10 protein-coding genes are annotated in these 15,401 nt (G+C 49.3%); 3 read left to right on the top strand and 7 right to left on the bottom strand.

Translation table 11 applies throughout. The features are described 5' to 3' along the window. Nucleotides 1–15: 15 nt before the first annotated feature. The 3 genes from HMPREF0999_RS16485 (at nt 16) to HMPREF0999_RS16475 (ending at nt 8,486) form a co-directional block, all read left to right on the top strand. Nucleotides 16–4,632 carry a translocation/assembly module TamB domain-containing protein gene (locus HMPREF0999_RS16485; protein ID WP_009276424.1) on the top strand — a complete coding sequence of 1,539 codons (4,617 nt, stop codon included), beginning with the start codon at nt 16–18 and terminating at the stop codon, nt 4,630–4,632. Between the two features lie 2 nt (nt 4,633–4,634). Continuing rightward, a complete protein-coding gene (locus HMPREF0999_RS16480; RefSeq protein ID WP_009276423.1) occupies nt 4,635–7,085 on the top strand; it encodes a BamA/TamA family outer membrane protein in 2,451 nt (816 codons plus the stop codon). A 129-nt stretch (nt 7,086–7,214) separates the two neighbouring features. After that, a complete protein-coding gene (locus HMPREF0999_RS16475) occupies nt 7,215–8,486 on the top strand; it encodes a hypothetical protein (protein ID WP_009276422.1) in 1,272 nt (423 codons plus the stop codon). A 105-nt stretch (nt 8,487–8,591) separates the two neighbouring features. Here HMPREF0999_RS16475 and rocF read toward each other — a convergent pair whose 3' ends face one another. The 7 genes from rocF to rpmH all read right to left on the bottom strand — a co-directional run bounded on the left by rocF (nt 8,592) and on the right by rpmH (nt 15,099). After that, nucleotides 8,592–9,488, bottom strand: coding sequence for an arginase (gene rocF / locus HMPREF0999_RS16470; RefSeq protein WP_009276421.1), 897 nt, complete (start codon nt 9,486–9,488; stop codon nt 8,592–8,594). 3 nt (nt 9,489–9,491) lie between these two features. Beyond that, complete coding sequence (rocD, locus tag HMPREF0999_RS16465; protein ID WP_005861033.1) at nt 9,492–10,700, bottom strand: ornithine--oxo-acid transaminase; 1,209 nt, start codon at nt 10,698–10,700, stop codon at nt 9,492–9,494. Between the two features lie 220 nt (nt 10,701–10,920). After that, nucleotides 10,921–12,084, bottom strand: coding sequence for a 1-acyl-sn-glycerol-3-phosphate acyltransferase (locus HMPREF0999_RS16460; RefSeq protein ID WP_005861032.1), 1,164 nt, complete (start codon nt 12,082–12,084; stop codon nt 10,921–10,923). A 6-nt stretch (nt 12,085–12,090) separates the two neighbouring features. Continuing rightward, on the bottom strand, nt 12,091–13,083 hold the full coding sequence (locus HMPREF0999_RS16455) for a D-alanine--D-alanine ligase (protein WP_009276420.1): 993 nt from the start codon (nt 13,081–13,083) through the stop codon (nt 12,091–12,093). A gap of 2 nt (nt 13,084–13,085) precedes the next feature. After that, nucleotides 13,086–14,165, bottom strand: a complete 1,080-nt coding sequence (locus tag HMPREF0999_RS16450) for an RluA family pseudouridine synthase (RefSeq protein WP_005861030.1) — start codon at nt 14,163–14,165, stop codon at nt 13,086–13,088. A 4-nt stretch (nt 14,166–14,169) separates the two neighbouring features. Continuing rightward, complete coding sequence (locus HMPREF0999_RS16445; RefSeq protein WP_005861027.1) at nt 14,170–14,796, bottom strand: PASTA domain-containing protein; 627 nt, start codon at nt 14,794–14,796, stop codon at nt 14,170–14,172. 150 nt (nt 14,797–14,946) lie between these two features. After that, on the bottom strand, nt 14,947–15,099 hold the full coding sequence (gene rpmH / locus HMPREF0999_RS22085; RefSeq protein ID WP_005633099.1) for a 50S ribosomal protein L34: 153 nt from the start codon (nt 15,097–15,099) through the stop codon (nt 14,947–14,949). Between the last annotated feature and the right edge of the window lie 302 nt (nt 15,100–15,401).

Raw genomic sequence — 15,401 nt, 5'->3', positions numbered from 1 at the left:
GAGAAACGTATCAACATGAGAGTATGGATTAAACGGATAGGAGTGATATGCCTAATACCGATCGCATTGGTATTGTTACTCTCTATATTACTATATATACCTCCTTTCCAAAACTTCGCGGTACGGAAAGCGACCGAATACGCAGGAAAAGTGACTGGTATGCAAATCGGGATCGAGCAGATTAGGCTATCTTTCCCGTTAGACCTTACGGTTAAGGGTGTCGAGGTCGTAAATCCTCCCGCCGATACCTTGTTGAGTTTACAGAGCTTGACGGTACGGGTTCGTGCCCTTCCTCTTTTGCGGAAGCAAGTATTGGTAGAGGCGATCGACCTCCGGAACGTAAAGGTTAACACCGGGACTATGATTGAAGGTATGGAAATCAAAGGATTCTTGGGAAAGCTTTACCTGCACGCCGATCGTATAGACCTGTCCGAGGAGAAAGCTACATTTAATACCGTAGATTTATCCGATACCGCCATTACCCTTCTATTAAATGATTCAACCTCGAAAGAAGACACGACTTCCACACCTCTGAACTGGGTACTCAAGCTGGATAAAATTAGTTTGGACCGGGTAGCCTTCGCCCTACAAATGCCCTCGGATTCCTTACGCCTTACGGCTTTCGTTAATAAAGCCGGGCTAAATAACGGCCTCGTAGATCTTGGAGCGGAACAATATAAGGCGAGAAACTTTGACATAACGAATTCTACATTCGCTTATGACGGGAATTACGCGGCACCCGAGCAAGGACTCGATTTCTCCCATATCAGTTTAACGAACCTGAACACTTCTATCGATTCCATCTTATATCAAGGAAAAGAAATAAACGCCCACATCAAGGAATTCTTCGTGGAAGAACGTTCCGGCCTCAAGGTTTCGGCATTAGCAGGAAATGTCCGGAGTGACCATGAACAGATAGACGTACCGGAGCTACTTCTCCAGACACCAAATTCCGAAGTGAGATTGACAGCGACTATCCCTTGGAGCTCCCTCGAGGATCATCCGCAAGGTAGCATGAAAGCCCTGTTAAACGCCTCGTTGGGGAAAGAGGATTTATTGATAGCGGCAGGTTCTCTTCCGGAGGATTTCAAGAAAGCCTACCCGGACAAGCCTCTCGCTATTACGGCTGGCGTAGAAGGCAACCTCTCCAGTATACGTATCACACAAGGCGATATCATGCTGCCGGGAGCGTTTCAGATGAACGTCACGGGTAGCATGGAGTCCGTGACGGATAGCATCCGGCGAACCGGTGAGATTCAGTTAAACGCTCGATCCGGTAATCTGGACTTTTTGCTGGCGATGCTTCCCGCCTCCCAACGGGATCAATTTGCCATTCCGGCAGGAATTCAGTTGAAGGGGGAAGCTACAGTCGCAAATCAAGAATACCGCACCGAGCTTGTTCTTACCCAAGATAAAGGCAAAGTAGGTCTGACCGCCCGCTATAATCCGGTAAAACTGGCTTATGAGGCTAATTTACGGATAGACAGTCTGGAACCTACTCATTTCATGCCTAAAGACTCTCTATTTTGGCTGACCGCCTCTGTTAAAGCAGAAGGCCGGGGCACAGACCCTTTCTCTGAACGTACATGGGCCAAACTGGACGGTAAGATATCGGATATACGCTATGGCGCCTCATCGGTATCAGACGTATCCATCGATGGCTCTCTGGAAAAGAACTTACTGAAAGTGGACTTGCTTAGCAAATACCCGTTGGCGAAAATGGATGTCTCCTTAAACGCGACCCTCCACAAGCACGAGGTGAAAGCGATGTTGATAGCGGATGTAGAGAACATGGATTTACAGGGTATGCACTTAATGGCAAATCCCTTCGCCACCTCTTTCCAGCTCTTCGCAGAGGTAGAAAGTAATCTGGATGAAGATAACACGATCGACGTTACGTTAGGAAACTGGGAGGTCGTCACCCCAAAACAAAGTTTCAAGCCGAAAACGCTGACCTTGCATGCCCGGACGGATATCGATACCACCCGTGTGTCTTTCCACGCCGGGGATTTAGGGATCATCCTCACGGGTAATGATTGCATACACCACATCACGGATAAGTTGACTAAGGTATCGAACGATATCACCCTCCAATTGGAACGGGACTCGACTGTCAATCTGGAGATCCTTCGCCCGCTCCTCCCCGATATGTACCTTGAGGTACGGGCAGGACAGGACAATCCGATCTACAACTATCTCCAAACCTATTACGTAGATTTCAAGAGCATCGCCATGAACGCCTATACCTCACCGGAAACGGGTATACGCATGGATGCCTCCATTTACGATCTGGCACGGGATACGATGCAGATCGATACCATCCGGGCAGAGATGCACCAAGATTCGCTCGGATTACTCTATAGCGCCCAAGTGATCAAGAATAAATACAGGCAGCAACAACCTTTCAGCGCCGGGCTGGACGGGCAAATACGTTATGACTTCGGCGACGCCCGCCTTTATTTCAAGGACGGGAAAGGCGAGACCGGCTTGTTGCTCGGAATCCGGGCCGATAAGATACAGAACGGGGTCAAGTTCCATCTCTTCCCCGATGACCCGATCATAGCGTTCCGCCCTTTCAAGCTGAACCCGGATAATTACGTCGTGGTACGCAGCATGAAGGATATCGAGGCGAACCTGCGACTCAGCGGAGATAATAACGCCGCCTTGTGGATACACTCCCAAGCGGAAAGTGACGAGATGGAGGAAGTCCACGCCGAGTTGAACCAGATCGACCTTGGGATTATCTCCAACGCATTCAGCTATATCCCGCCGATGAAAGGTATATTGAACGCCGATTTCCAGTACGCTCCTTCCGACTCGGCCTTCATGGTCGTGGCGGATATGAACATTGATGATCTGTATTATGAGAACGAGCGGGTCGGCGAACTCATGTTCAACGCAGTCTATCTACCTTTAGAGCAGGGGAACCATCAAGTGGATATGCACCTTTTCCGGGACCGGAAAGAGGTGAGTGCCATTACCGCCTTATACCAGATGGGCGAGACCGACCATATCAGCGGTACTGTCGAGTTCATGCACTTCCCCTTGGATATCGCCAACCCGTTCATTCCGGATGATATGGCGAAAATGGGCGGAGACCTCGATGGTACGCTCGCTATCAGCGGACAAAGCGATAAACCCATGGCCGAGGGATATCTGATTCTCGATACCGCCTCCGTTTATGTAGGCGCCGCAGGTTCTACCTTCCGTTTCGACGATAAAAAGATAGAAATAAAGAACAACCGGATCTTGTTCAACCAATATGGTATTTACGCATACAACAAGAATCCGTTTATCATCAACGGAGAAGTGGATTTCAACAATTTATCCCGCATGACCGCCAATCTTAAACTAACGGCGAATAACTTGCAACTGCTGAACGTTAAGAAAAACGAAGAAAGCCTTGTCTACGGAAAGCTGTTCGTCAACCTGAATTCTACCGTACGCGGGCCGTTGGATGCCTTGACCATGCGAGGCGACTTGCAATTATTGGGCGGGACGAATATCACCTACGTGCTGAAAGACTCCCCGCTGACCGTGCAAGACCGTATGTCGGACATGGTAACCTTCACCTCTTTCACGGATACCTTACGCCGGCGCATGCCTCGTAAACCCCCGTTGCCGATGGGAGGCATGGACATGCTGATGACGATCCACATCGATCCCGCCGTACAAGCGAACGTGGATTTAAGTCCCGACCAGTCCAACCATATCAATCTGGAGGGTGGCGGCGATCTTTCCTTCCAGTATACCCCGCAAGGCGATATGTTCTTGAACGGACGCTACACGCTATCCGGGGGAACCATCAAGTACTCCATCCCGGTGATCCCATTGAAGGAGTTCAACGTACAAGAGGGTAGCTACGTGCAATGGACGGGCAACCCCATGGACCCGACCTTGAACCTTACGGCTACCGAGCGAGTCCGTACGTCCGTCACCCTAACCGGGCAATCATCGCCCCGCTTGGTGAATTTCGACGTAGGCATCGAACTGACCCAACAACTGGAGAACCTAGGGTTGCAATTTACCCTCACCGCCCCGGAAGACATGGCGATGCAGGAGGAACTGACCTCAAAAGGCCCGGAGGAACGGGCGAAGCTGGCTGTCAGCATGCTCGTGACCGGTATGTACCTCGGCGGAGGCGGTGGTGGCGGCAAGGTGAACGTAAATATGGGAGACGCCTTGACCAGCTTCTTGCAAAGCGAGATCAACAACATCGCCGGAAGTGCCTTGAAATCCGTGGATATCAGCTTCGGCATGGAGACGTACGACGATAATGGCGACGCCGGAGGTGGTACCCGTACCGACTACTCCTTCCGCTTCGCCAAGCGATTCTATAATGACCGTATCCGTGTGGTTCTAGGCGGCCGTATCTCTACCGGCGAGAACATTAACAATGGACAGGCGCAGCCGTTCATCGATAACGTATCCGTAGAATATCGGTTAGACAGCAGTGGCTCCCGTTACGTCAAACTTTTCCACGACAAGAACTACGAGAGCCTGCTGGAAGGCGAGATCACGGAGACCGGAGCCGGTATCGTGCTCCGCAAGAAAATGATGCATCTCAGGGAGCTATTCAACTTCAAGAAAACGAAAGTGAAACCAGTGAAAGAGGAAACAGAAAAGGAATGAATATGAAAAATGTTTTAATATATTTTAGGAAGGATGCCCTCCTAGAGCAGGGAAACATGCCTTCCCAGAGCAGGGAAACATGCCTTCCCAAAGCAGGGAAGGATACTTCCCCAGGGCGAGGGGGGGTGTCTACCCAAAGAGCGATCCTATCGTCGCTGGCGCTACTCGGGCTGCTGGCCTTCTTACTCACCTCTTGCTCCACCACGAAGAACCTTCCCGAGGGAGCGGTCCTATATACCGGTATCAAGAAAATAGAGGTGAAGAACGAGGATAAGACCAAACCCGGCGAAGCCGCCTTGGAAGAGGTCGAGGCCGCCCTAGCCTATCCCCCCAACAACGCCTTGCTGGGAAGCTCCTCGATCCGGGTGCCCTTCCCCTTCGGCCTGTGGGTCTACAACGCTTTCGTGAACAAGAAAGGGAAGGTCGGCAAGTGGATCTTCAACAAGCTGGCGTCGAAACCGGTGCTGATCACCACCGTGAACCCGGAAGTCCGTGTCAAGGTAGCCCGGAACCTATTGAACGAATACGGTTATTTCAATGGAGAGACCTCTTTCGAGGTCGTACCCGATCCCAAGAATCCCCGGAAGGCGAAGCTGGAATATAGCGTCACCATGAACGATCCGTATACGCTAGACAGCATCCAATACGTCCATATCCGTCACCGTGCCGACTCATTGATCGATGCCACGATCGGCGATCGTATCCTCCACAAAGGAGAGAATTTCAATGTCGTCCAGTTGCAAGCCGAGCGGGAACGCATCTCGTCCTTGCTCCGTAACAACGGCTATTACTATTTCCGTCCCGATTTCATCACCTATCAAGCGGATACCTTGTTGAACCCCGGGAAAGTGGCCTTACGGGTGGCCCCGAAGGAAAGCCTGCCCCCCTCGGCCCTCCGCCCTTGGAAGCTCGGGGATATATCCGTCTGGCTAAACGGTTACCAGAATGAGACTCCCACGGACTCGATCCGCTATAAGGACCTTACGATCCATTATGAGGGCAAGCTAAGGGTTCGCCCCTCGGTCATTTACAACCGTTTATATTTCAAGCCGGGGGAACTTTACAACCAGCGGGCGCAGGAACGGACGCAAACCGCCCTGTCCCGCTTGGGTATCTTCCGTTATGCCGAGTTGCAATATTCCCCCCGTGATACCATGCGCCGTCAAGATACGCTGGATCTGCGGATCAATACGGTCTACGATCTTCCATTGGACGGCGAGCTCGAGTTGAACGTTACCGCCAAGAGCAACGACCAAGTGGGTCCGGGCGCCATTTTCAGCGTGACCAAACGGAATGTCTTCGGAGGGGGCGAGACCTTCGGCGTGAAACTCCGCGGCTCTTACGAATGGCAGACCGGCAACAAGCTGGATGGCAGCAACTCCAAGATCAACAGTTATGAGTTAGGCTTGACTACCACGCTGACTTTCCCACGGGTATTGTTCCCTACATTCAGCAAACGGGACATGAATTTCCCGGCCAGCACCACCTTCCGCCTCTATGCGGACCAGATGAACCGGGCCCGTTTCTTCAAGTTGCTGGCATTCGGTGGTGACGCCTCGTATGAGTTCCAGCCTACCGCCACGTCTCATCATTCCATCACCCCTTTCAAGCTGACGTTCAACTTGCTCCAGCATACCACGCATGAGTTCGACAGCATTACCAACGTGAACAAGGCCCTAAAGAAGAGTTTGCAAAATCAATTCATCCCGGCCATGAACTATACCTATACCTATGATGATTCCCCGATTACCAGTCGCCGGAACCATCTTTGGTGGCAGGCATCCGTTACCCAAGCGGGCCTTGTCTTGGATGGGATTTATGCGTTAGCCGGGAAGAAGTTCAATCAAGAGGATAAGGAACTGCTCGGCAACCCCTTCGCCCAATTCATCAAGGGAACCGCCGAGATACGTTATAATTACGCCCTCGGGCATAAGCAATATCTCGTAGGCCGATTAATGGCCGGCGCTATTTATAGTTACGGCAACGCCCGTACCTCCCCTTATAACGAGCAATTCTACATCGGCGGAGCGAATAGCATCCGTGCCTTTACGATCCGCAGCATCGGTCCCGGACGCTACTACCAGAACAGCGACAACAATAAATACGCTTACATCGACCGTACGGGTGATCTTAAATTCGAGGCCAATCTCGAATACCGCTTCCCGATCCTTGGCGACCTCCACGGGGCTACCTTCCTCGACAGCGGCAACATCTGGTTGATCCGAAACGATCCGGATCGTCCCGGCGGACAACTGAAATGGGGTAGCTTCCTCAAGGATCTAGCCTTGGGAACCGGCTTCGGCCTGCGTTACGACCTCACCTTTATCGTCATCCGTTTCGACGTGGGTATCGGCCTGCACCTCCCTTACGATACCGGAAAGAAAGGCTATTACAATATCCCGAAATTCAAGGACGGCATGGGTTACCATTTCGCTATCGGATACCCCTTCTAGCTGTTCCATTCCTAGGATTCTGTGGTCTTATCCAAGGTATTTCATTTTCAATAGGTCAACCCTAATTGGAAATGAGATACTTTTGCGCTCTCATTTTAATAACAAACAGATTAATTAACGAACAGAATCATGAAGAAGATTTTTTACTTAATGTTGGTAGCCCTTACTATGGGTATGTTCACCGCTTGCGATGACAATGATGAGAATACCCCTCAAATCAACAACCCGGAACCCAAGGAACAATGGGGCAAGACGCTCCGGGGCGACAATCAAACCCTACTGGCCTTTCCTGATATCTATGCCGATTATTGGGAATACACCTATTCTTACAAAGATAATCCAAACATCGGCCTCCGTCTGACCGGAAAGTACCCGAAGTCACGCTTCTTTAACTTCACGGTTTATAACGACGAGACCCAGATAGACGTATCCAGCATCGAGGACGTAAATATCCAACCCGACGACAGCTCTATCAACCCCTACGTAAAGGAGACAGACGATTACGCATCAAATGGCTATACGATCTATATCATTCCAGCTAACACACCGGCTAGCGCACGTGCTTCGATGAAGAACATATGCGAGTTTCCGGAAGATGTCAATATGGTCTCCATTTTCATGCGTCTTTACTTGGCGAAACAATATAGCGGCGATGAGTATGGCGGCGTGGACATGCCTGCTATCCAAGCTTTCAATGTGACTACAGGTGAGGAAGTGGATTTCCCGAAGCGTGAGGTCTGCAACATCCACGAATCGTTGAACTTGCCGCCGATGGATTTCTCCACCGACCTGCCGCAACTCCCGTTCATGCGTGCCCCGCTGAGCCTAATGTACCCGAACAGCCCGGCAGAATACCTATTCGCCCGCATCAAACTGAACGAAGGGGAGGTAGCTACTTTCCGTTTCATCCCTCCTACGGCTCCTAAAAGCGTAAGCGAATACGCCACCGCCGATGTACGATACTGGTCCATATGCCTTGGGTCAGCCGAGACCTACTCGTATGCCTCTATTTACGACAAAGAAATGCCTAAAGTGGACAAGGAAGGTTTCGTAACCTTTATCATAGCAGACGCCAACTCCGCCAAACTACCCGATCTCCAAGCGAAAGCAGAAGCCAACGACGGTACATATATCCTGACTTGGAACCGTAAGGAGCAAGGAGATGGAATCCTTGCCTTATACCGCAACATGGTGATCAACGAGAATTATCCACATTCCATGCGCAAGCTGATGGAGTCCGTTCCTCTAGCGGCCGCCGGCGGCGATATGAGCGGTTTCAATCCGATGAAGATGATCGCCATGCTCGCTATGGGCAACTGGGGCCCTCAAGGCTATAAATTCAGCGAAGATGATTTCTTGAGCGATAGCTTCAATTACGCCAATATCCGAAAAATGAAATAAACCGATAGACATATCGTATTTTCAAGTCCCCTCGTATCCGGTCTGAACCGGGACAAGGGGACTTCATTTTCACACTCTTATCATAAACCATGGAATTTAGATTCCTTATAGACGGGCGGTAATATAATCAATGATCTGCAGACAAAGGCTCGTAGTCTGCTCGTTCACATCCAATTCCGGATTCAGCTCTACCAGATCCATCGATTTAATCAAGTTTGTCGATAGCATATGATCCACGAAGTTATTAAACTCATCCGGCATCAGTCCCTCACACACACGGGTTCCCGTGCCCGGGGCGAAACGGGGGTCTATGCTATCCACGTCTATGCTGAAATGCACGTTGCGGATCTTCCGTTCCTTCAATTTCCGCTTGATGTCCTCCGCAACGAAGCCGATACCTTTCAGATGGATCGTCTCCATCGTATAGACACTCAGCTTCTCCCGCTCGATCAAATCCCACTCGCCTTCATCCAGACTGCGGGTCCCGACCAAGAATACGTTCTGCGGGTTCACCTTGTTCCCGGGTGCGTAGACATTCACCAGCTCCTCGCTTCCCATCCCCATCAATGCGCTAAGAGGCATCCCGTGGATATTACCACTGGGTGACGTCTCGCTGGTATTGATATCCCCATGAGCGTCCAGCCAGATAATGCCGAAATCATCATAACATTTACCCACGCCCGAGGCGCTACCTAAACCCAGCGAATGATCCCCGCCAATCACCAAGGGGAACGCTCCTCCACGCAATGTATCATAAACCAACTCCGCCAGATTCGTATTTACCTCCACGATCGCATCCAGATATTTCATGCTGTTACCCCGTACGAACTTATCCGCCTCGCTAACAGGGGGTACATACAAATTACCCAAGTCAAAGGCTTTATGCCCGTTCTTCCGGATCACCCCCATCAATCCCCGTTCCCGAAGGTGGTTCGGGGCACGCTCTACGCCAGCCCGGTCACATCCCAGATTCAAGGGAACACCTATTACATTTATCTTCATACACTAGAATTTAGCGAACGTATCTCGTATAATGCCAATCGCTTCCATCATTTGCTCCTCCGTAATCACCAAAGGAGGCGTGAAGCGGATGATATGATCGTGGGTAGGCTTGGCTATCAAACCGTTTTCCTTCAACGCCAAACAGATGTCCCATGCCGTCTTCCCATCTTTAGGTTCCGTCACGACAGCGTTCAGCAAGCCCTTACCCCGTACTTTCTTTATCATAGGATTATTAATCCGCTCCATCTCACCACGGAACAGCTCACCCATCTTAAACGCATTCTCCGACAAATGCTCGTCACGTACCACCTCCAAGGCTGCGATAGCGACTTTCGCCGCCAACGGATTTCCACCATACGTAGAACCGTGCTCTCCCGGAGCGATCGTAAGCATGATCTCATCGTCCGCCAATACCGCCGAGACCGGACTGACCCCACCGGACAACGCCTTTCCCAAGATCAAGATGTCCGGACGAATCCCCTCGTAATCGCAAGCCAATAACTTACCGGTACGGCCGATACCCGTCTGTATCTCGTCCGCGATAAACAACACATTCTTTTGATGACAAAGATCATAGCAAGCCCGCAGATAACCATCGTCGGGCACCACTACCCCAGCCTCACCTTGGATCGGTTCCACCAAGAAGCCTACTGCATCAGGATCTTTCAGGGCCTCGGCCAACGCATCCACATTATTATAGGGTATCTTTATAAACCCGGGTGTATAAGGACCGAAATCGGCGTATGAGCTAGGGTCCGTACTCATGGAAATAATCGTAATCGTACGTCCATGGAAATTCTCGCTACAAACCACGATCTTCGCACGTTCCGGGGCAACCCCTTTCCGACGATATCCCCACCGACGGCAAAGCTTCAAGGCCGTCTCTACCGCCTCGGCTCCCGTATTCATCGGCAGAAGTTTGTCATAGCCGAAGAATTTGCAAGTAAATTCCATGTATTCACCAAGTATATCAGCATGAAAGGCACGAGACACGAGCGTAAGCCTCTCCGCTTGCTCCATCAGGGCCTTTACGATCTTAGGATGGCAATGTCCTTGGCTTAACGCCGAATATCCGGACAAGAAATCAAAATAACGTTTTCCTTCCACGTCCCACACGAACACGCCTTCGCCTCTTCTGAGAACGACCGGCAGGGGATGATAGTTGTGGGCACCATACTTCTCCTCACGGGTGATGTAATCTTCCGGTTTCATACTGCTACTGATTTAAATGATTAGCATACTGTAAGCGTTTCTTACCGTATATGCCAAAGATACGAAATAGGGGATTACAATATGTCACCGAAAGCGTATGTTAAGAAACATACATTCATGCAGGTATTTATGAACGTAGATACGTCGGTTAACCAAAAAGGTGTTGTAAAAGGCTTCTTCCGCTCTTTTACAACACCTCTCTATCAAAATCAATTGGAACTTATAAAGTTGTCAAATAGTTCTTCAACGGATTGGAGTACATCTCCAATAGTTTCTTACGTAAGAACGCCTCATCCTTATTCGGAAGGACGATCTTGTCCAACTGTCCTTGTATATACTCCTCGAACTGCTTCTTATCCTTCGGTCCGTAATGCTCGTGGAAACGGCGAGTACCGTTCAGCCAATCATAAGCTACGTAATTACAAGGATAGAAACGATAGTTCTTATAGATCTCCCGGTCGATAACGGACGCGATAGCGCTTACCAGCTCATTCTTCTCCATATCCTTGTCTAGTTTAGCCAAGGAATCATTGATCGGGGAAGTGATCGTGAAGTGGACACGACCCTTATTATTCAGGATACCCGTTTCCATGCTCAACAAATCATCCCGCTGACATTTCACGTAATCCGGATCATCCCGCTTCATCTGGAATTCTTTCGCCTTCAAGAAATCGCAAGGATCAAACTCGTAGGAGATAGCGACCGGTACGATATTCAAGTCCATCAAATTCAACAACAGATTATCCTTATCACCGCCGATACTCAACATTTTTAATACGCTGCCCTGCGTACGATCGTCCGAATCCTTAGCACGTCCCTCACGCTGGGCGATCCATACAGACTCGTTCACATTCTTGATCGCATGATGGATATAGGCGGAAAGCGTCTTGCTGACCTCCAACATCTGACGAACAGAAACGCCACGCTTCACGATAAAGCTGTTATTCAAGCGCACCAACGTCTCGATCCACGGACGGATTAAAAGATTGTCGCCGATAGCGACCTGCGTCATACCATACCCCACATCATATAACATGACGTTCAAGAAGGAGGCATCCAATACGATATCCCTATGGTTCGAGATAAACGTACAGGCCGCCTTATCTTTCGGCAGACGGCTACGCCCTGAGATAGTAAGCGAGAAAGTAGTATTTTTCGCCACCGTCATTACAGCGTCATAGGCCAGAGTAGATTTAAACTCCTCCTTCGTCTTGCAAGCACGCATGGCAACTGAGAATTCCTCCCAATTCAAATTCGGCTTTATGTAACGTAAAGCCCGCTCGAAATCCTCATTGGCGACCAATTTTTCAATCGCGTCCTTCACCTCACTGTTGTTCAGCGGACGGATGTCGTCGAAATTAGGGGAAACTGTTTCTGTATCCATATCTATTCATTTTGTTTTTCTGTTTTTGAGTTCGTCTTCAATAATGTCTGTCATGACATCCTTTATATCCAATCCCGCCGCACGTACTTGCTGTGGGATAAAGCTGGTAGCCGTCATTCCCGGTGTCGTGTTTATTTCCAGTAAGACAGGCTCCCCGTCTGCCGGAATAATATAATCCACACGAATCAGTCCTTTGGCGCCCAATATATCGTAGATCCTTGATGTCTCGCGCTGTATCAACTCCGTCAACTCGGTGGAGATACGGGCCGGAGTGATCTCGTCCACCTGTCCGTTATACTTCGCGTCGAAATCGAAGAATTCGTTATTCGTAACCACCTCGGTCAAAGGGAAGACAACCTCTTTACCCTCCACCTTATAGCAACCGCATGTCACTTCCGTTCCATCGATAAAGCGCTCGAGAATCACCTCACGTCCTTCCCCAAACGCCTTAGCGATAGCGGGCTGGATAGCGGAGACCTCTTTCACCTTCGTCACGCCAAAACTACTACCCCCATCGTTTGGTTTCACGAAAATAGGCAAACCCAAACGAGTCACGACTTCTTCGTCCGTAATAGTCTCTCCCTTGAATAAATGAATGGACGCGGCAATTTTTACACCAAAGTCTTTCAAGTAATGATTACATACGTATTTATTGAATGTCAAAGCGCTCACCAGCATCCCGCAAGACGAGTAAGGCATACCGATCATATCGAAATATCCTTGCAAACGTCCGTCCTCGCCCGGAGTACCATGTATCGTTATATAAGCGAAGTCAAAATGCCTCGTCACGCCATTCTCCTTGAAGCTAAAATCATTCTTATCAATTGGTGTATGTTCCCCGCTAGGAAGTATAACCGCCCACTCATCCCTCTTAACGATGGCAATATATAAATTATATTTGTCTTTATCAATAAAAGAGTAGATTCCGTCCGCACTTTTTAATGAAATAACGATCTCGGAGGAATCTCCCCCTGCTACGATAGCGATGTTCTTTTTCATTTTTACAATTCTTTAGTGTTCGCATATACACGCCATCTGTCGATCAGCTGCTGCATATCGGAAGGAATCTCAGAATCGAAAAACATCTCCTCTCCCGTAGTAGGATGAACGAACCCCAACGTCTTAGCATGCAAGGCCTGACGTGGACAAATAGCGAAACAGTTTTGCACGAACTGTTTATATTTAGTAAAAGTTGTTCCTTTCAAGATATCATGTCCGCCATACCGCTCATCGTTGAAAAGCGTATGACCGATATATTTCATATGTACACGGATCTGGTGCGTGCGCCCCGTCTCCAGACGGCACTCCACCAAGCTCACGTAGCCCAAGCGTTCCAACACGGTGTAATGGGTGACGGCGGTCTTGCCTTGATCGCCTTCCGGGAAGACGGTCATTTGCATACGGTCACGAGGGTCACGACCGATATTTCCCTCGATACGCCCCTCATCCTCTTGAACGATGCCCCATACCAAGGCACGGTATTTACGTTTGGTTGTCTTGTTGAAGAACTGCAGGCTCAGGTTACTCTTGGCCTCCGGGCGTTTAGCCACCACCAATAAGCCCGACGTATCCTTATCGATACGGTGTACCAAGCCTAAACGAGGATCGGAAGGATCATAATAGGGATCATCCTTCAAATAATAAGCCAAGGCATTCACCAATGTACCAGTATAATTACCGTGGCCGGGATGTACGACCAAGCCTGCCGGCTTATTCACCACCAGCAAATCATCGTCCTCATATACTATATTCAAAGGGATATCTTCGGGGATAATCTCCAGTTCCCGGCGTGGGCGATCCATCACGATAGAAACCACATCCAAAGGTTTCACCCGGTAATTACTTTTCACCGGCTTATCGTTCACCAAGATGCAACCCGCCTCAGCCGCCAATTGGATGCGGTTACGGGTAGCGCCCATCATACGGTCTACCAAGAACTTATCCACCCGGAGCAGGGATTGCCCCTTGTCCGCTACGAAGCGGAAATGCTCATACATCTGGCTCGACGATGTTTCGTCTTCTTCCGGCATCAACAGGTCGTCTACCTGTTCATCATCCATATCGTCCAAAAACTCGTCCATTCCCTTAAAACCAGTTTTCTATATCACTATCCAATGGTTCTACCGGAATACTATCCAAAGCCAATGAGTCGGGAAGCATATTCGGATCGCCACTGCTTACTTTCAATACCAGATGAGCGGTCAACGGTACATGTTCCCCTTTGAGCAAGGTACGCCCGTTTAACTCCACCCCCATCGCCAAATCTTTATAATCGCCCGGCACATACTCTATCTCGACCGACGAGAAGCCACGGGCCCGCAGCAAGGCATACGCCTGACGGAAAGATAAGTCTTCCACCTCCGGTATCACGGCCATCTGGGAGGTCAATGCGTTAATCGTAACAAAGACGATCCGCCCCTCTTTCACCTTCGATCCGACACCGGGAACCAACTCCACGATGGAGCCCGGAGCCACATCTTTCGAGAATACGGAATCGATCACGTTATAGCGTAGCTTATTATTCCCGAAAAACTCGGCGGCGTCCTCTAGCTTCATTCCTTTCACGTCCGGAACGACCACCGCTTGATTATGGCGGGTATAAGAATCCAGCCACGCCAGTACGCCATAAACAACGCCGCACGACACGACTATCACCAACAAGAGATTGATGACAAACGGATTCTTTATCAGTTTTACAAAAAAGTTACTCATTTCACGTATGTATTTGTAGGCGGTTCAAAAGTAGAAAAAAAACGGCATATAGACCAATACCCACCAGAACAATACTACAAAAACAAAGAAAGTAAAGGCTTTTTAGGAAAAAACCTCTACTTTCTTTATAAATCTTTAGAACGTGACTAATTATCCGTTGTATTCGTCAGATACCGTTAATTTAGCTCTGCCTTTAGCACGACGAGAAGCTAATACTCTACGGCCATTAGCGGTAGCCATTCTAGAACGGAAGCCATGCTTGTTCTTTCTTTTTCTGTTGGAAGGTTGGAATGTTCTTTTCATCTTTCTATATTATTTATTATTATTCGCATACTTATTCGGGCTGCAAAGATAGAGCCTTTTTTTTAATAAACAAAGGGTTGCGCAATTTTTTACGCAAGAACCTTTGATCTCAGACCAAAGCAAGTTAACTTCATCAGCAAATGAAGAAAGCGATGCCGCCCATCTCCTTACGGAATGAATGGCATCGATGAAGCACGAATGCTATATGAGGTAAAGGGCCGGGGAGGAGGTGCAGCCTACGTGTAAAACAAATTCAATCCATTGTGTGCTGCACGCTCCCCGCATCCATTATTCACATGATG

It is taken from the genome of Parabacteroides sp. D25 (genome assembly GCF_000307475.1).
Taxonomy (GTDB): Bacteria; Bacteroidota; Bacteroidia; order Bacteroidales; family Tannerellaceae; genus Parabacteroides; species Parabacteroides distasonis.
This window is presented reverse-complemented; position numbering and strand designations above follow the sequence as displayed.